General features: G+C 72.9%; 13 protein-coding genes. 5 read left to right on the forward strand and 8 right to left on the reverse strand.

The window, feature by feature from the left end; translation table 11 throughout:
• Positions 1–47: 47 nt before the first annotated feature.
• The 5 genes from J2X68_RS24565 to J2X68_RS24585 form a co-directional block, all read right to left on the reverse strand.
• Positions 48–1,274 carry a branched-chain amino acid ABC transporter substrate-binding protein gene (locus tag J2X68_RS24565; protein ID WP_310434730.1) on the reverse strand — a complete coding sequence of 409 codons (1,227 nt, stop codon included), beginning with the start codon at positions 1,272–1,274 and terminating at the stop codon, positions 48–50.
• A 262-nt stretch (positions 1,275–1,536) separates the two neighbouring features.
• Positions 1,537–2,214: a Tat pathway signal sequence domain protein gene (locus tag J2X68_RS24570; RefSeq protein WP_310434731.1), complete on the reverse strand. Its 678-nt coding sequence runs from the start codon at positions 2,212–2,214 to the stop codon at positions 1,537–1,539.
• Positions 2,211–2,654, reverse strand: a complete 444-nt coding sequence (locus J2X68_RS24575) for a hypothetical protein (RefSeq protein WP_310434732.1) — start codon at positions 2,652–2,654, stop codon at positions 2,211–2,213. Before J2X68_RS24575 ends, J2X68_RS24570 begins: the two co-directional genes overlap by 4 nt.
• A 73-nt stretch (positions 2,655–2,727) precedes the next feature.
• Positions 2,728–3,216 (reverse strand): hotdog fold thioesterase, encoded by a 489-nt coding sequence (locus J2X68_RS24580; RefSeq protein WP_310434733.1) that lies wholly within the window; start codon positions 3,214–3,216, stop codon positions 2,728–2,730.
• 51 nt (positions 3,217–3,267) lie between these two features.
• Entirely contained in the window at positions 3,268–5,547 is a 2,280-nt protein-coding gene (locus J2X68_RS24585; protein ID WP_310434734.1) for an FdhF/YdeP family oxidoreductase, read from the reverse strand.
• Between the two features lie 183 nt (positions 5,548–5,730).
• On the opposite strand from J2X68_RS24585, the gene polA reads away from it, so the two are divergent.
• On the forward strand, positions 5,731–8,451 hold the full coding sequence (gene polA, locus J2X68_RS24590; protein ID WP_310434735.1) for a DNA polymerase I: 2,721 nt from the start codon (positions 5,731–5,733) through the stop codon (positions 8,449–8,451).
• A gap of 247 nt (positions 8,452–8,698) precedes the next feature.
• Entirely contained in the window at positions 8,699–9,172 is a 474-nt protein-coding gene (locus tag J2X68_RS24595; RefSeq protein WP_310434736.1) for a hypothetical protein, read from the forward strand.
• Here the strand turns inward: J2X68_RS24595 and J2X68_RS24600 are convergent.
• Entirely contained in the window at positions 9,138–10,067 is a 930-nt protein-coding gene (locus J2X68_RS24600) for a DUF4184 family protein (protein ID WP_310434737.1), read from the reverse strand. The two genes, J2X68_RS24595 and J2X68_RS24600, sit on opposite strands and share 35 nt — an antisense overlap.
• Before the next feature lie 353 nt (positions 10,068–10,420).
• Between J2X68_RS24600 and J2X68_RS24605 the strand changes: the two genes are divergently transcribed.
• The 3 genes from J2X68_RS24605 to J2X68_RS24615 all read left to right on the forward strand — a co-directional run bounded on the left by J2X68_RS24605 (position 10,421) and on the right by J2X68_RS24615 (position 13,489).
• Positions 10,421–12,154, forward strand: a complete 1,734-nt coding sequence (locus tag J2X68_RS24605) for a lytic murein transglycosylase (RefSeq protein ID WP_310434738.1) — start codon at positions 10,421–10,423, stop codon at positions 12,152–12,154.
• 167 nt (positions 12,155–12,321) lie between these two features.
• Positions 12,322–12,456: an SPW_0924 family protein gene (locus J2X68_RS24610; protein ID WP_310434739.1), complete on the forward strand. Its 135-nt coding sequence runs from the start codon at positions 12,322–12,324 to the stop codon at positions 12,454–12,456.
• Positions 12,457–12,496: 40 nt separating this feature from the next.
• Positions 12,497–13,489 carry a DUF3068 domain-containing protein gene (locus tag J2X68_RS24615; RefSeq protein WP_310434740.1) on the forward strand — a complete coding sequence of 331 codons (993 nt, stop codon included), beginning with the start codon at positions 12,497–12,499 and terminating at the stop codon, positions 13,487–13,489.
• Here the strand turns inward: J2X68_RS24615 and J2X68_RS24620 are convergent.
• Entirely contained in the window at positions 13,479–16,088 is a 2,610-nt protein-coding gene (locus J2X68_RS24620; RefSeq protein WP_310434815.1) for an ATP-dependent helicase C-terminal domain-containing protein, read from the reverse strand. The two genes, J2X68_RS24615 and J2X68_RS24620, sit on opposite strands and share 11 nt — an antisense overlap.
• A gap of 196 nt (positions 16,089–16,284) precedes the next feature.
• Entirely contained in the window at positions 16,285–17,106 is an 822-nt protein-coding gene (locus J2X68_RS24625) for a class I SAM-dependent methyltransferase (RefSeq protein WP_399040759.1), read from the reverse strand.
• Positions 17,107–17,277: the final 171 nt, after the last annotated feature.

The following is a 17,277-nucleotide window of genomic DNA, read 5'->3' on the forward strand; positions in this document are numbered from 1 at the left end:
GGCGCCAGTGGAACAGCGCCCCGCGCGGCTCGTGTGATGCGGGTGGGTCAGCCGGTGTAGGTGCCGGACTTCACCGGCTTCCAGGCGCCGTTCTCGACGGCGTAGACGGTGAGCTGCTTGTTGGTGGCGTCACCGAACTCGTCGAAGGAGACCTTGCCGGTCACACCGTCGAAGGAGACGTTCTGCATGGCGGCGGTGACCTTGGCGCGGGCGTCGTCGGGAAGCTTGCCGTCGTTGTCGTCGACGACCTTCTTCACGGCCTCGATGATCGCCCAGGCCGAGTCGTAGGAGTAGCCGCCGTAGGCCTCGTAGGCCTCCTTGTAGCCCTCGGTCTTGTAGTTGGCCACGAACTCCTTGGCGGAGGCCAGCTCCTCGACGGGGGCGCCGACCGAGGTGGCCAGGTCGCCGGTGGCGGAGGCGCCGGCGAGCTTGATGAAGTCGGCGCTGTAGATGCCGTCACCGCCGACCACGGGGATCTTGGCGCCGGCGGCCTTGATCTGCTTGCTCAGGGGGCCGGCCTGCGGGTACTCGCCGCCGTAGTAGACGACGTCGGCGCCGGAGTTCTTGACCTTCGTGGCGATGGCCGAGAAGTCCTTGCTGTCCGGGTTGATGTGCTCGGTGCCCGCCACGGTGCCGCCGAGCTTCTTGAACTCCTCGGTGAAGGTTCCGGCGAGGCCGGCGCCGTAGGTCTTCTTGTCGTCGATGACGAAGACCTTCTTCTTCTTGGCGTCGTTGATCAGGTACTGCGCGGCGAACGGGCCCTGGATGGCGTCCGTGGTCGCGGTGCGGAAGTACGACTTGTAGACGCGCTTCTTCGAGGTCGCCCAGTCGGTGCCCTGGGTGAGCGCCGGGTTGGTGTTGGCCGGGGAGACCTCGACGAGCTTGGCGTCGTCGAAGACCTTCTGCATCGACTCGGCGACGGAGGAGTTCAGCGGGCCGACCACGCCGAGGACGGATTTGTCGGCGACGAGCTTGGTGGCGTTCTGCTGGCCGGAGGACGGCTGGGCCTGGTCGTCGAGCGCCTCGATCTTGAAGGTGACGCCGTCGACGTACTTCTGCTTGTTGGCCGTCTTGGCGGCGAGGTCGACGGAGTTCTTGATGCCGAGGCCCAGCGCGGACAGGTCGCCGGTCAGCGGGGCGTCGATACCGATGGTGACGGTGGTGCCGCCGCTGTCGGAGCCCTTGTCGTCGCTGTCGCGCGAGCCGCAGGCGGTGAGGGTGAGTGCTCCCGCGGACAGCGCGGCGGTAATGGCGATGAGCGAACGTTGACGCACGTTCCAGTCCTTTCCCTGGGCGGCCCTCCCCCCTGGAAGAAGCCGAGTCGAGCGCTGCGCCGAAGGGGTATTCCAGCCGCGCGGTGACTGGGCGTGACTCTAAGCGGGTGAAGCTGACGGGGAGGAGGGTCTGACCGATGCTGTGACGCTCTTGTTATGACACGAGGTAATGCAGAGCGGTACTTGGTGGGTGGAACAGCTGAATTCAGGCCGATTCGCCCTGTCCGCATGTTGAGAACGTGCAGGACGAACCCGGGTACGTTCAGGTGTCTCGGGCGTTTTGCTGATGACTTGATTCGTTGCTACAGGCGACTTGTAGGGCTTCGGAGAGGTCGTGCGCATACCGCGTGCCGAGGATGAAACTGTGGACTTGTATTGCGCGCGCATTACGTAGAGTTACGTCCACGAAAGGAAGTCCGACGTTCTTCGGCACTTTTCCGCATTCCGTTACCTGCATGGTGATGACGACCTTGCGCGCGGAACCCGCTTTTGTTCCGAAGGGTGCCGGGGGCTCCGAGGTCAGGGAAAGCCCGCTGTAGGGCTGGGCGAGGCGCGTCACGGTGACCGGCGGGCCGGACTCCACGCCGAGCAGCAGCTCGAAGGCGAAGGTGCGCGGTCGGCCGCCGGGCGGTACGGCGACCTCGCCGAGGTAGCTGACGTCCACCACCTGGGACGGGAACGGCGGTGCGGGGACAGCCGGTTGGGCGTCCGGGGGTCGGGTGGCGCAGAGGTAGCCGCCGCCCGTGAGGAGGAGTCCTGCGGCGAGGGCGGCCGACGCGGCCCGGCGGTGGGACGCGCGGCGGGGGACGAGCCGGCGGAGCAGGCGGGCGGCGGGAGTCGGGGCGGTGGCGGGGCGGTCGGCTCCTGGGGCGCGGCCGGTGTCGGGGGTCTCCCAGGCGTGGGTGCCGTCGCCGGGCTCCACGGGGCCCACGCCGCTCACTGCCAGGGCCCCTCGGTCGGGCCGCCCGAGCGGTACCGGTCCGCGCAGCCCCCGGCCGCCTCACGGTCTATCAACTCGTCTGCGGCTGCAGTCCCTTGACGCTTCTTCACGGCCCGCGCGGCGTCCACGACGGTCCGCAGGATCTCGTACTGACCGTTGGACAGCCCCATCGACTGGTAGTCCCCGTAGGCGGTGCTGTCCAGGACCTCGCGCGACCAGTGGGCGACGATGCGGGTGCACAGTTCCTCGGGTGAGGCGGGTGAGGCGGGTGAGGCGGTGGACGGGGGCGGTGGCGGGCTGCCGCCGGCGCCGGCGCTCCCGGAGGCTCCGCAGCCGGTCGCCAGCAGGGCCGCCAGCAGGGCCGCCGACCGGACCGAAGCCCGCGCCGGTCCCTGCGGCCGCCCCGCCGCCCCCGCCCGGGGGGCTCCTGCCGTGGTCATGTCCCGACGCTAGGCCGCCGTGGTGGCGGTGGGCAACGGGCACGCACGCGTGAGCCCCTGGAGCGGGGCGCCGTCAGTCCGCGGCGCGCACCTGCGCGCCGTCGCCGGCCCGTACGTCCCGCAGCAGACAGGTGAGCCGCGCGGTGCACACGCGCCGTCCGTCCTGGTCGCTGATCACGATCTCGTACGTCGCCGTGGAGCGCCCCTGGTGCACGGGCGTGGCGACGCCGGTGACCAGGCCGGAGCGGACCCCGCGGTGGTGGGTGCAGTTCAGGTCGACGCCGACGGCGATCTTGGTGCTGCCGCCGTGCAGCATGGAGCCGACCGAGCCGAGGGTCTCGGCGAGGACCGCGGAGGCGCCGCCGTGCAGCAGGCCGTAGGGCTGGGTGTTGCCCTCGACCGGCATGGTGCCGACGACCCGGTCGGCGGAGGCCTCGACGATCTCCACGCCCATGCGGGTGCCGAGGTGCCCGGCGGAGAACAGGGCCAGTAGGTCGATGCCGAGGGCGGCGTACTCGTCGATGACCTCTTGCGGGAACTTCACGTGCTGCTGCTCGCCCATGGGGCCCGGCTCCGTTCGTCGATCACAGTCCAGCGTGACTTAAGCAAACGCTCAGTCGGTGGCCGATTGTTCCAGACGCACGATGACGGACTTGCTGGCCGGGGTGTTGCTGGTGTCGGCGGTGGCGTCCAGCGGGACCAGGACGTTGGTCTCCGGGTAGTACGCGGCGGCGCAGCCCCGGCTGGTCGGGTAGAGCACGACCCGGAAGCCGGGCGCCCGCCGCTCCACGCCGTCGCGCCATTCGCTCACCAGGTCCACGTACGAGCCCTCGGCGAGCCCCAGCGTGCGTGCGTCCTCGGCGTTGACCAGGACGACCCGGCGGCCGTTCTTGATGCCCCGGTAGCGGTCGTCGAGGCCGTAGATCGTGGTGTTGTACTGGTCGTGCGAGCGCAGCGTCTGCAGCAGCAGCCGGCCCTCGGGCAGTTGGGGGTACTCGACGGGGGCCGCGGTGAAGTTGGCCTTGCCGGTCGGGGTGGGGAAGCGGCGCTCGTCGCGCGGGGCGTGCGGGAGGGTGAAGCCCTCGGGGCGGGCCACGCGCGCGTTGAAGTCGTCGAAGCCGGGGATCACACGCGCGATGCGGTCACGGATCGTCGCGTAGTCCTTCTCGAACTCCTCCCACGGCACCCTGCTGTCCTCGCCGAGCACGCGGCGCGCGAGGCGGCACACGATGGCGGGCTCGGACAGCAGGTGCGCGCTCGCGGGCGCGAGGCGGCCCCGTGAGGCGTGCACCATGCCCATGGAGTCCTCCACGGTCACGAACTGCTCGCCGCCGCCCTGGAGGTCGCGCTCGGTGCGGCCGAGCGTGGGCAGGATCAGGGCCCGCGCGCCGGTCACCACGTGCGAGCGGTTGAGCTTCGTCGACACGTGCACGGTCAGCCGGGCGCGCCGCATGGCCGCCTCGGTGACCTCGGTGTCCGGGGAGGCGGAGACGAAGTTGCCGCCCATCGCGAAGAACAGCTTCGCCTCGCCGTCGCGCAGGGCGCGGATGGCGCGGACCACGTCGAAGCCGTGCTCGCGCGGGGGTGCGAAGCCGAACTCCTTCTCCAGGGCGTCCAGGAAGGCCGGCGCGGGCCGTTCGAAGATGCCCATGGTGCGGTCGCCCTGCACGTTCGAGTGGCCGCGCACCGGGCAGACGCCCGCGCCCGGACGCCCGATGTTGCCGCGCAGCAGAAGGAAGTTGACGACCTCGCGGATCGTCGGCACGGAGTGCTTGTGCTGGGTGAGGCCCATGGCCCAGCAGACGATGGTGCGCTCGGAGGCGAGCACCATGCGCAGGGTCTCCTCGATCTCCGCGCGCGTGAGGCCGGTCGCGGTGAGCGTCTCGTCCCAGTCGGCGGCGCGCGCCGCGTCGGCGAACTCCTCGAAACCGTGGGTGTGTTCGGCGATGAACGCCTCGTCGAGCGCGCCGTCGGTGCCGAGGACGAGCTTGTTGAGGAGACGGAAGAGGGCCTGGTCGCCGCCGATGCGGATCTGGAGGAACAGGTCGGTGAGGGAGGCGCCCGCGGTCAGTCCCTTCGGGGTCTGCGGGTTCTTGAAGCGCTCCAGGCCGGCCTCGGGCAGCGGATTGACGCTGATGATCTTCGCGCCGCCCGCCTTGGCCTTCTCCAGCGCGGACAGCATGCGCGGGTGGTTCGTGCCCGGGTTCTGCCCCGCGACGATGATCAGGTCGGCCCGGTAGAGATCCTCGAGCAGGACGCTGCCCTTGCCGACGCCGATGGTCTCCGACAGGGCCGAGCCGGACGACTCGTGGCACATGTTGGAGCAGTCCGGGAGGTTGTTCGTGCCCAGTTCGCGGGCGAAGAGCTGGTAGAGGAACGCGGCCTCGTTGCTGGTGCGGCCCGAGGTGTAGAAGACGGCCTCGTCGGGGGAGGCGAGGGCGGCGGTCTCCTCCGCGATGATGTCGAAGGCGCGCTCCCAGGTCACCGGCTCGTAGCGCTCCGCGCCCTCGGGCAGGTACATGGGGTGCGTGAGGCGGCCCTGCTGACCGAGCCAGTAGCCGCTGCGCCCGGCCAGGTCGGCGACGGGGTGCGCGGCGAAGAACTCGGGCGTGACCCGGCGCAGGGTCGCCTCCTCGGCGACCGCCTTCGCGCCGTTCTCACAGAACTCGGCGGCGTGCCGGTGCTCGGGTTCGGGCCAGGCGCAGCCGGGGCAGTCGAAGCCGTCCTTCTGGTTGACGCGCAACAGGGTCAGCGCGGTGCGCTTGACCCCCATCTGCTGCTGGGCCATCCGCAGGGAGTGCCCGACGGCCGGCAGACCCGCCGCCACGTGCTGGGGCTCGGTGACCTGGGGAGCGTCCTGGACCGGATCGGCCTTGGGCGGCTTCGTTGCCATCGCGCGCTCTCCTTCTCGCCTGTGCCACACACCTCCTCGATCCTCGCACGAGGCGCCCGCACCGTTCACCCGCGGGCCGGTCGCCGGGCGGGAGCACAGTTTGCGGCCGACGGCCGACCGCCGGGGCCCCCGAGCCGTGGCGGCCGGGACCGAGTGTCAGTGGGGCGTGGCAGGATCGGGGGCGTGGCAGAGACAGCAGCGAAGAAGACCGACACCCCCGCCAGCCGGCCCCGCCTGATGCTCATGGACGGGCACTCGCTGGCCTACCGCGCGTTCTTCGCGCTGCCCGCGGAGAACTTCACCACCGCGACGGGCCAGCCGACGAACGCGATCTACGGTTTCGCGTCGATGCTGGCCAACACCCTGCGTGACGAGGCGCCCACGCACTTCGCGGTCGCGTTCGACGTGTCGCGCAAGACCTGGCGTTCCGAGGAGTTCACCGAGTACAAGGCGAACCGTTCCAAGACACCGGACGAGTTCAAGGGCCAGGTCGAGCTGATCGGCGAGCTGCTCGACGCGATGCACGTGTCCCGGTTCGCCGTGGACGGCTTCGAGGCGGACGACGTGATCGCCACGCTCGCCACCCGGGCCGAGGCCGAGGGCTTCGAGGTGCTGATCGTCACCGGCGACCGTGACTCCTTCCAGCTGGTGTCCGAGCACACCACCGTGCTCTATCCGACGAAGGGCGTCTCGGAGCTGACCCGGTTCACCCCCGAGAAGGTCGTCGAGAAGTACGGGTTGACGCCCGCCCAGTACCCCGACTTCGCGGCGCTGCGCGGCGACCCGTCCGACAACCTGCCGGGCATCCCCGGAGTCGGCGAGAAGACGGCCGCGAAGTGGATCAACCAGTTCGGTTCGTTCGCGGAGCTCGTCGAACGCGTCGAGGAGGTCAAGGGCAAGGCCGGGCAGAACCTGCGCGACCACCTGGAGGCCGTCAAGCTCAACCGCCGCCTCACCGAGATGGTCCGCACGGTCGAGCTGCCGAAGACGGTCGTCGACCTGGAGCGCGCCCCGTACGACCGCACGGCCGTCGCGATGATCCTGGACACCCTGGAGATCAGGAACCCGTCCCTGCGCGAGCGGCTGTTCGCCGTCGACCCGGGCGGCGAGGAGGCCGAGGCGACGCCGGTGATCACCGGCGGGGTGGAGCTGGACGGCACGGTCCTGGGCACCGGCGAGCTGGCCGGCTGGCTGGCGGAGCACGGCGCCGACACCCTCGGCGTCGCGACGGTCGACGCCTGGGCGCTGGGCGCCGGCTCGGTCGCCGAGGTCGCGCTCGCCGCGGCCGGGGGAGCGGCCGCCTGGTTCGACCCGGCGGAGCTCGACGAGGCCGACGAGAACGCGTGGGCGGCCTGGATCGCCGCCGAGGACCGCCCCAAGGTCCTGCACAACGCCAAGGGCGCCATGCGGGTCTTCGCCGAGCACGGCTGGTCCGTCGCCGGCGTCGGGATGGACACGGCGCTCGCCGCGTACCTGGTCAAGCCGGGCCGCCGCTCCTTCGACCTGGACGCGCTCTCCCTGGAGTACCTGGGCCGTGAGCTGGCCCCTGCCGCCGCGGCCGACGGCCAGCTCGCCTTCGGCGCGGACGACGGCGCCGAGGCCGAGGCCCTCATGGTGCAGGCCCGCACGATCGTCGACCTCGGCGAGGCGTTCCGCGGCCGGCTGGAGGAGGTCGGCGCGGCCGACCTGCTGCGCGACATGGAGCTGCCGACCTCCGCCCTCCTGGCCCGCCTGGAGCGGCACGGCATCGCCGCCGACCGCGCCCACCTGGAGGCCATGGAGCAGATGTTCGCGGGCGCCGTCCAGCAGGCCGTGAAGGAGGCGCACGCGGCGGCCGGACACGAGTTCAACCTGGGCTCGCCCAAGCAGCTCCAGGAGGTCCTCTTCGGCGAACTGGGCCTGCCGAAGACGAAGAAGACCAAGACCGGCTACACCACCGACGCCGACGCGCTGGCCTGGCTGGCGGGGCAGACGGACAACGAGCTGCCGGTCATCATGCTGCGCCACCGCGAGCAGGCGAAGCTGCGGGTCACCGTCGAGGGCCTGATCAAGACGATCGCCGGGGACGGCCGCATCCACACCACGTTCAACCAGACGGTCGCCGCGACCGGCCGCCTGTCGTCCACGGACCCGAACCTCCAGAACATCCCCGTCCGCACCGACGAGGGCCGGGCGATCCGCCGCGGCTTCGTCGTCGGCGAGGGCTTCGAGTCCCTCATGACCGCCGACTACAGCCAGATCGAGCTCCGCGTGATGGCCCACCTGTCGGAGGACGCCGGCCTCATCGAGGCGTTCACCTCCGGCGAGGACCTGCACACCACGGCCGCCTCCCAGGTGTTCGGCGTCGAGCCCGGCGCGGTGGACGCGGAGATGCGGCGCAAGATCAAGGCGATGTCCTACGGCCTGGCGTACGGCCTGTCGGCGTTCGGTCTGTCCCAGCAGCTGAACATCGACGCGGGCGAGGCCCGTGGCCTGATGGACGCCTACTTCGAGCGCTTCGGTGGCGTCCGGGACTACCTGCGCCGCGCGGTCGACGAGGCGCGGGCGACCGGCTACACGGCGACGCTCTTCGGCCGCCGCCGCTATCTGCCCGACCTCAACAGCGACAACCGTCAGCGCCGTGAGGCGGCCGAGCGGATGGCCCTCAACGCGCCGATCCAGGGCACGGCGGCGGACATCGTCAAGATCGCCATGCTCCAGGTGGACGCGGCGCTGCGCGCGGCGGAGCTGAAGTCGCGGATGCTGCTCCAGGTCCACGACGAAATCGTCCTGGAGATCGCCCCCGGCGAGCGCGCGGCCGTCGAGGAGTTGGTCCGCCGCGAGATGGCGGGCGCCGTCCGGCTGCGGGCCCCGCTGGACGTGTCGGTCGGCGTGGGCGCGGACTGGGAGTCGGCGGCGCACTAGGCAGCGGCGCGGGAGCGGCCCGCCGCGACCGCAACAGCAGGAGGCAAGGGGCTCCGCCGGCAGCGGCGGGGCCCTTCGCGCGTCCCGTGCGAGCCGGTGCCGTGCGAGCCGCTGCCGGGGAAGTCGGCGGGGCTCCGGCGCCGCCCGCGCGGAGCCCGGTCACCGCCGGTGCGTCCCCCGAAGGGCCCTCACCCGCGTGGCCCCCGAGAACAGGCCTCCGCCGGGTCCGGGCCACCAGGATGCCGCCATGGGTATACGCATGCTCCACCGCCGGAAGGCCCACGCACGCGTTCTCGCCACGTCGGCCGCGGGCCCGCGGTCCTGGCCCCGTGCGGCCTCCCGGACGCGGCCCCGCCCCGCCCTCGCGCCCGGCGCGGCCGTCCCCCGCATCCCGTGGGCTCCCGGCCCGGCCCTGCGCGCGGCCGCCGCCCGGCTCCGCGGCCCGGCTCCCGGCCGGTGGCGGCCCCGGTCGCTGCCCGGCCTGCTGTCCCGCTCGCTGCACCGCCTTCTGCCGGGGGCCCTGAGCCGGTTCCTCGCCGGGTTCGTCCCCCGGGACGACAGCCGGCGGCTCGTGTGGGCCGAGGCGGTACGCGGTCACCTGGGCCTGGCCCTCGGCGTCCTCGGCCGTCTCCGCGGACCCCGTTCGGTCCGCCGCATCCCCCTCTACGTCGCGCCGGCGATCCCCTTCACCGAACGCCCGGACGACTCCGCCGCACGCTGACCCCGTCCGTCCCCGTCCCCGCTTCCGGCTGCCCGGCAGGGGCACCGGGGGCGGCCGGGACGGCCGAAGGAGCCGGACGGGCCGGGCGGGTCGGCGGGGCCGGGCGCCACAGCCGTACTCCGGCCGCGTACAGCAGCACCCCCACCACCAGCCCCGCGCCCGCCCCGAAACACAGCGTCGGGATCAGCTCCCACGGCTTCGCCTCGCGCGCACCCCAGTACTCCCACCACCGCGTCGCCCGCCGCACCGCCGCGACCAGTGCGCACCCGCCGATCACCGCACCCGCACACCAGCGGTCCCGCACCGACAGCACCGCGACCCCGGCCGGCTCCCCGGCCGGCGCCCGGCGCAGCGCGTACGTGACGCACACGGCGAGCACGACCGCCGCCACCGCCGAACCCCCGTACTGGAGGTACCAGTACAGCGGCGAGCCGGCGATGTCCTCGCCGAGGACGGGGAACAGCCGCATGCCCCAGCGGTCGAGGTGGGTGAACGCGTCCCACACCACATGGGTCAGCGCGCCGAGCACCGCGGAGACGTACCACCACAGGACGGTCGACGGCCGTACCCGCGCGCGGGGCGCCCCGCAGCGGGTCAGCGCGGCCGTCCGGCCCTGCCGGGACCGCGGCAGCAGCGCCACCAGCGGCTCGCGCACCAGCAGCCAGAGCCCCACCAGCACCCAGGCGACGCCGACGTCCACCGTGAAGACGCCGGGGAGGGAGTGCGTGACGTCGCCGAACTCCATGGCCCCGGACAGGACACTCGCCGCGTAGTAGGTCATGTCGGGAGCGAAGGAACCGGCGACCAGAGCGCCCGGGACGAGCGGCCCGCGGCCGGTGCCGTCGGCGCGCAGGGCGGGCAGCACGGCCGCCGCGTGACTCAGCGTGAACGGCAACGCGGCTCCCGGAGACGGATGTCGACGGGCCGGGCGGCCCGGTGATCTACGACGTCCAGTATGCCGAGCGCGGTTCCGGGCGGACGGCACATGGAGGGCTGGTGAAATCGGCACCCGAACGGGTGCCGGTGCAAAAGAAGTTGTCGTAGGGTCGCCTGGGTCGGTGTGCCCACGGGCACGTCGAACGGCAGAGCGGAGCAGGGCGAACCGCCCATGAGTGCAACCCTCGGGGCGGGTTGATCGTCACACCGGTGACGGCGGCAGGAGCGGCGACGGCCACTACAGGGGCAGCAGCCGCGACGGCAGGTGCAGGCGAAGACGGACGTACCGCGTCCACGGGAGGGTTTCACTTCATGTCGGCGCATTTCGGCACGAGGCTGCGCAAGGGAGCGGTCAACACGACCGTGGCCGCACTGGCGGTGGCGGCTCTGGCCGCGTCCCAGGCACCGGACGTCACGGCCGACGGCCACGGCAGACAGACCGCCGCCGACACCCCGTCGTCCGCCGACAACGGCACCGGCATCGGTGACAGCGCCACCGGCAACTCGCCGTACTACACGGACCTGCCGCCGCTGAAGAGCCCGAACCCGGCGCCGAGCGAGAGCACCTCCACCGGCCCGGCCGCCACCGGCACCACGGAGGCGGGCATCCCGGCGACCGTCCTGGACGCCTACAAGAAGGCCGAGGCGGAGCTGGCGCGGTCCAAGCCCGGCTGCAACCTGCCCTGGCAACTCCTCGCCGCCATCGGCAAGGTGGAGTCCGGCCAGGCCCGCGGCGGCAGTGTGACCGCGGACGGCACGACCATCTCGCCGATCCTCGGCCCGGTCCTCAACGGCGTCGGTTTCGCGAACATCAGCGACACCGACAACGGCGCGTACGACGGCGACAGCACCTACGACCGCGCCGTCGGCCCGATGCAGTTCATCCCGTCCACCTGGGCGTGGGCGGGCCGCGACGGCAACGCCGACGGCAAGAAGGACCCCAACAACATCTACGACGCCGCGCTCGCCGCCGGCCACTACCTGTGCCGGTACGACTGGGACATGTCGGTCACGTCCGGCATGCGCAGCGCGATCCTCAGCTACAACAACTCGACGGACTACCTCAACACCGTCCTGTCGTGGCTGGAGTACTACCGCAAGGGAACGCACGAGATCCCCGACGGCACCGGCACCGTGCCGGACAACCGCAGCGACGACGGCACGAGCTACACGCCCACCTCGCCGTCCGTCCCCACGACGCCGAGCACGCCCAGCACGCCCTCGACCCCCGACAAGCCCAACACCCCCACGAAGCCCACCCCGACCCCGACGCCGACCCCGACGCCCACGCCGACCCCGACGCCGACCGAGACGGTCGGCCATCTCGAGGACGCGGGCACGGCGAGCCTCACCGCGATGGCGGGCGACGCGTTCACGGAGCGCGTCAGCACCCGCGCGGAGACGGCGGCCGGCAAGGCCGTCGCCAAGGTCAGGATCCGGTTCACCGTCGTCGGCGACACCGACGCCACCTTCGCGGGCGGCGAGAACGTCGCCACGATCGTCACCGACGCCAAGGGCGTGGCCCTGGCGCCCGCCCTCCAGGCGGGGGAGAAGACCGGCGGCTTCATCGTCCGGGCCACGGTCCTCGGCCGCACGCTCTCCGCACTCGACTACAAGGCCACCGTCACCGCCCGCGCCGCCGACACCCTCGCCCGCACCGGCAGCGCCGAGCTGACCTGCGCCGCCGGCGGCGAGTTCGCCGACCAGGTCGAGGTGAAGGCCACCTACCAGGGCACCGTGGCGGACAAGGTCGCGGCGACCGCCACCCTGATCAAGTCGTCCGACGACCCGACCGCGAACGACAAGGGCCCCTACTTCAAGGACGCCGCGGGCAACCCCGTCCGCACCCTGGACCTCCGGACGGACGCGAACGGTCTGCTCCAGCTGCCCAAGCTGTACGCGGACGACACCGCGGGCACCTACCTGCTCCGCATCACCACCACCGGCGGAGCGACCCTGACGGTCGAACTCACCGTCACGGCCGCCGAGACCTCGACCCCCAGCCCCACGCCCAGCGAGTCGGGGACGACGGCCACCGCCTCGTAACCGCCGCTGCGGGCCCCGGCCCCGAACCCCGCTCCGGCCTCCTCTGCACGACGACGCGGCGCCCCGGTCTCCACCGGGGCGCCGCCGTCGTGTGCGACGTGTTCTCATCTCGCCCGCCCGTTGCTACCGTGCCCGACCTGACGTCCCGTCAGCTCCGGGAGGACCGTATGCGTGCCCTGATCGCCGCCGCGACCGGACTCGCCGTCGCGCTCGCCCTGGTCCTCACCCTCACCGCGCTGGGCACACCGGCCGGCACGACCTCACCGAAGCCCCTGCTGACGACGGTCCCCGCACACCCCTAGCCGCCCCGCTCCGCCGGCGCCGCCCGCGAAGGAGGCCGAGATGCGCCGCAAGGCCGCCCTGATCCTGCTCGCCCTCGCCGTGTTCTTCGCGGCGCTGTCCCCCCTGCTGCGCTGGTACGCCTTCCCCCGCCTCGCCAAGATCCCGGCGAACGAATACCAGACCATGGTCCTGGAGGCGAAGAACGCCACCCTCCTCGACTACGGCTCCATGACCGCCCGCACGGTCCCCGAGATCACCATCGTGCAGACCCTCAAAGGCGACGTGGAGGCCTCCGAGAAGATCGAGAGGACGGCCGGCCGGGACGTCGTCGTCTGGGACGGCCTGTCCTACGTCCAGGGCCCCGACGGCAAGATGGTCTCCAGAGTCCCCGAGCGGTACATCTTCGACGCCCACACCCAGGAACCCGTCCACGCCACCGGCGAGATGGTCGACGGCGACCCCGTGCGCCGGGAGGGCATCGAGTTCAAATGGCCGTTCCTGACCGAGAAGCGGGACTACGAGTACTTCGACGCGCAGACCCGCACCACGGCCCCCATCCACTACCGGGGCACCCGGACCTTCCGCGGCCTGGAGGTCTACTACTTCGAACAGACCGTCCCGTGGACCAAGGTCGCCATGCCCAGGACGATGCCGGTCGCGGGCATCACCCCGGAGACCGTCGCCGAGACCGGCACCACCCGCTGGTACACCACGGTCCGCAAGTTCTGGGTCGAACCCGTCACCGGCGCGCCCGTCTACGGCGAGGAGATCCACCGGGAGGAACTCCGCGGCGGCACCCTGCTCGGCGGCCGCGCCAAGGTCACCGCCTTCGCCGGACACGTGAAGATGCGCGAGGACTACATCGAGCACACCGTGTCCGTGGTCAAGTCCAACCGCACCCTGGTCCTCCTGCTGACCGCCCACCTTCCCTGGGGCTTCCTCCTGCTCGGCGCCCTCCTGATGTGCCTCTCCCTCTACCTGGAGGCCCGCTCCCGCCGCCCCGACGCACCCCCCGCCGCCGAGCCCGCCGCACCGCGGCCCGTCACCGCCTGAGCCGCGCATTGGTGAACCTGGTCGGCTCGGCGCCGGCCGGATCCTCCGGCCAGGGATGCTTCGGATACCGACCGCGCAACTCCGCCCGCACCCCCTTGTAGCCGTCCCGCCAGAACGAGGCGAGATCGGCCGTGACCGCGGCGGGCCGCCCGGCCGGAGACAGCAGGTGCACCAGCAACGGCACCCCGGCGACCCGCGGCGACTCCTGGAGCCCGAACATCTCCTGCAACTTCACCGCGAGGACCGGCCGCTCCGGATCGGCGTAGTCGATCCGGATCCTTGACCCGCTCGGCACCGTGATCCGCTCCGGCGCCAGCTCGTCCAGCCGGGCCGCCTCCCCGGACGCCCACGGCAGCAGCCGTCCGAGCGCCTCCCCGGCATCGATCCGCCCGAGATCGCTCCGCCGCCGGGCCCGGCTCAGTTCCGGCTCCAGCCACTCGTCCACCCGCGCGTGCAGCGACGCGTCGGACACATCGGGCCACGGCTCGCCCAGATGCCACCGCAGGAACGCCAGCCGCTGCCGCAGGACGTCCGCGTCCGCCGACCACCGCAGCAACCCCGGCCCGTCCCTCCTCAGCCCCTCGACCAGCGCACCGCGCACGAGCCCGGCGTCGGCGTCGCGGAGCGGACGCACCGCCAGCTCCACGGCCCCCAACCGCTCCACCCGCCGCGCCACGACGTCCCCGTCGGCCCAGTGCACCTCGTCCCGCTCGTCGAGCAGCGCCCCCGCCGCGAACCGGGCGACCTCCTCGTCCACCACCGCCGCCAGCTGCACACGCGCGTGTCCCTTCCCCACCGGCCGGTCGGCGACGGCCACGGCGAGCCACGGCGCCCCCCGCAGCTCGGTCCCCTCACGGACCTCGGCCCGGGTACCGGACACCATCAGATACGAACCCCCGTCGGCCCTCGCGAGCCGCTCCGGGAAGGCGAGAGCGACGACGAGCCCGGCGAGGGCGTCGGACCCGCCGGCCGTCCGGCCTGCGCTCCCTCCGCCCCCGCTCCCTCGGGCGCTGCCGGTGCCGCCCCCTCCGCCGCTTCGTCGAGTACCGCTTGCTCCGCCGCCGGCTTCCCCGGCGGTGGGACCGGCCGGGGCCGAGCCCTCGACCACGGCCCGCAGCCGGCGCACCTCCGTCCGCCACCGCGCACCGTAGGCGTCACCCCCGCGCCGCGCGGACCGCAGAACGGCGGCGAGATCGTCGCCGTACTCCCGCGGCGCCTCCTCGCTCAGCAGCGCCACCACCTCGACGGCCCGCTCCACACCCACCGACGCGGCCCCGTCCAGCAGAGCCCGACCCAACCGCGGATGCAGCCCCAGCCGGGCCAGCCGCAGGCCCCGCGCCGTGGCGCGACCCGCGGAGTCCACCGCCCCGATCGCCGCCAGCAAAGACCTCGCCGCCGCCATCGCCCCACCCGGCGGCGGATCCAGCAACGCCAGCCCCGAAGCGTCGGGATCGCCCCAGCAGGCCGCCTGAAGGGCGAACGCCGTCAGATCGGCCACCCTGATCTCCGGGGCCGGGAACGACGGCAGACGGGCGTCCTCCGCCTCCGCCCAGCACCGGTACACCGCACCCGGCGCCTCCCGCCCGGCCCGCCCCGCCCGCTGCCGGCCCGACGCCTGCGAGGCGCGCACCGTCGCCAGCGCGCTCAGCCCGCGCGCGTGGTCCACCCGCGGCTCCCGCGCCAGCCCCGAATCGACGACCACCCGCACCCCCGGCACCGTCAGCGAGGACTCCGCCACGGAGGTCGCCAGCACCACCCGGCGCCGCTCCCCGGGAGCCAGCACCGCGTCCTGCACGGCCGCCGGCGCCCGCCCGTGCACCTGGAGCACGTCCACCCCGGCCGGCGCACCGAGCAGCCCCGCGACCCGCGCGATCTCCCCGACCCCCGGCAGGAAGCACAGCACGTCGCCCGACCGCTCGGCCAGCGCCCGCCGCACCACCGCCGCGACATGCGCCAGCAACGCCGGGTCCACCCGCATCCCGTGCGGCGGCCGCACGGGCCGCGCCGGAGGCGCCCAGACCACCTCCACACCGAAGACGGAACCCTGGGCCTCCACCACCGGCGCCCCGCCCAGCAGCCGCGCCCAGCCGGCCGTGTCCGTCGTCGCCGAGGCCGCCACCAGCCGCAGCTCCGGCCGCAGCGTCTCGCGCACGTCCCACAGGAACGCGGCCGAGGTGTCCGCGTCGAGGTGCCGCTCGTGGCACTCGTCCAGCATCACCACATCGACGCCCGACAGCTCCTGATCGCGCTGAAGACGCTGGAGCAGCACACCGGTCGTGACGACCTCCACGCGCGTGTGCCGCCCGACGACCCGCTCCCCGCGCACGGTATGGCCCACGCTCTCCCCGGGCCCCTCACCCAGCAGCCACGCCATCCGCCGGGCCGCCGCCCGCGCCGCGATCCGCCGCGGCTCGGCCACGAGCACCCGGCGCGCCGGCCCCTCGCCCAGCAGCCCGGCCAGCGCGAGCGGCACGAGCGTCGTCTTGCCCGTGCCCGGCGGAGCCGCCAGGACGGCCGTGCCGTGTCCGTCCAGAGCGTCGTTCAGGGCGGGCAGGGCGGCCCGCACGGGCAGCGCGTCCAGGGCGTCGTCACGGGAGATCACGCCCCTAGTGTCGTACGCCCCCGATAACGACCCGTCCGCGCGTACGCGTGCGGACACCCCGCGCGTGCGCGTGACGCGCGGGGTGAAGGGAGGAGGGACGGAGCGGAGCACGAGGGAAACGGGAGGGAAGCGGGACGGAGGGGAGGAAGCGAGCGGGAGGCAAGCCGGAGCGGAGGGAACCGGCGGCGGCCCGCTAGTCCCGCTCGCAGACGAACACGGCCGTCCCCGGGATCAGGTTCCCGCGCAGCGGGGACCAGCCGCCCCACTCCGAGGAGTTCCACGCCGGCCACTCCGGCTCGACCAGGTCCACCAGCCGGAAACCGCCCGCCACGATGTCGCGGACCCGGTCGCCCACCGTCCGGTGGTGCTCCACGTACACCGCGCGGCCCTGATCGTCCTGCTCCACATAGGGAGTGCGGTCGAAGTAGGAGGAAGACACGGTCAGCCCCTCCGGGCCCGGCTCGTCCGGGAACGCCCAGCGCATCGGATGCGTCACCGAGAACACGAAGCGCCCCCCGGGCCGCAGCACCCGCCGCACCTCCTTCAGGACCAGCACCGGGTCGGCGACGAAGGGCAGCGCCCCGTACGCCGAGCAGGCCAGGTCGAAGGAGGCGTCCGCGAACGGCAGCGCGCCCGCGTCGGCGCACACCAGCGGGAACGAGCCGCCGATGCGCAGCGCGTGCTGGAGCTGGCGGTGCGAGAGGTCCAGGGCGACCGGACGCGCGCCCTGGGCGGTCAGCCAGCGCGAGCACTGCGCCGCGCCGGCGCCGATCTCCAGGACCGACTTGCCCTTCAGCTCCTCCGGCGGGCCGAGCAGCTCCGCCTCCACCTCGTCCAGACCCTCGGGACCCCACACGAAGCGGTCGTCGCCGAGGAAGGTGCCGTGCTCGATCTGGTATTCGTCCGCGTTGCGGTCCCACCAGCCCCGGTTGGCCCGGGAGCTCTCGGTGACATCGGCGTCACGCCGGGTGGCTTCCGGCTCGAAGGCCGGCTCGGACGATTCAGGCTCTTGGATGATCGGCTCCCTCGTCGTACTCTTCCGTGCAACCCGCCCGACGGTGCCACCCGAGGTGTCACCGACGAGGCCTCCTGCGGCCTGCGTGACCTCAGGAGAAAGGTTGTGTGCCGGGAATGCGGCGATCCGCCCCGGGTGTGCGCCTTCGCGCATTGACCCCGCCCGGCTGCC

Origin of the sequence: Streptomyces sp. 3330 (genome assembly GCF_031456635.1) — a bacterium.
Taxonomy (GTDB): domain Bacteria; phylum Actinomycetota; class Actinomycetes; order Streptomycetales; family Streptomycetaceae; genus Streptomyces.

What these genes read in the sequence shown, in the direction of transcription:
- J2X68_RS24575 (WP_310434732.1), bottom strand. Translation starts at nt 2,654, where the DNA reads ATGACCACGGCAGGAGCCCCCCGGGCGGGGGCGGCGGGGCGGCCGCAG.
- J2X68_RS24595 (WP_310434736.1), top strand. Translation starts at nt 8,699, where the DNA reads ATGGGTATACGCATGCTCCACCGCCGGAAGGCCCACGCACGCGTTCTC.
- J2X68_RS24610 (WP_310434739.1), top strand. Translation starts at nt 12,322, where the DNA reads ATGCGTGCCCTGATCGCCGCCGCGACCGGACTCGCCGTCGCGCTCGCC.
- J2X68_RS24585 (WP_310434734.1), bottom strand. Translation starts at nt 5,547, where the DNA reads ATGGCAACGAAGCCGCCCAAGGCCGATCCGGTCCAGGACGCTCCCCAG.
- J2X68_RS24605 (WP_310434738.1), top strand. Translation starts at nt 10,421, where the DNA reads ATGTCGGCGCATTTCGGCACGAGGCTGCGCAAGGGAGCGGTCAACACG.
- J2X68_RS24615 (WP_310434740.1), top strand. Translation starts at nt 12,497, where the DNA reads ATGCGCCGCAAGGCCGCCCTGATCCTGCTCGCCCTCGCCGTGTTCTTC.
- J2X68_RS24580 (WP_310434733.1), bottom strand. Translation starts at nt 3,216, where the DNA reads ATGGGCGAGCAGCAGCACGTGAAGTTCCCGCAAGAGGTCATCGACGAG.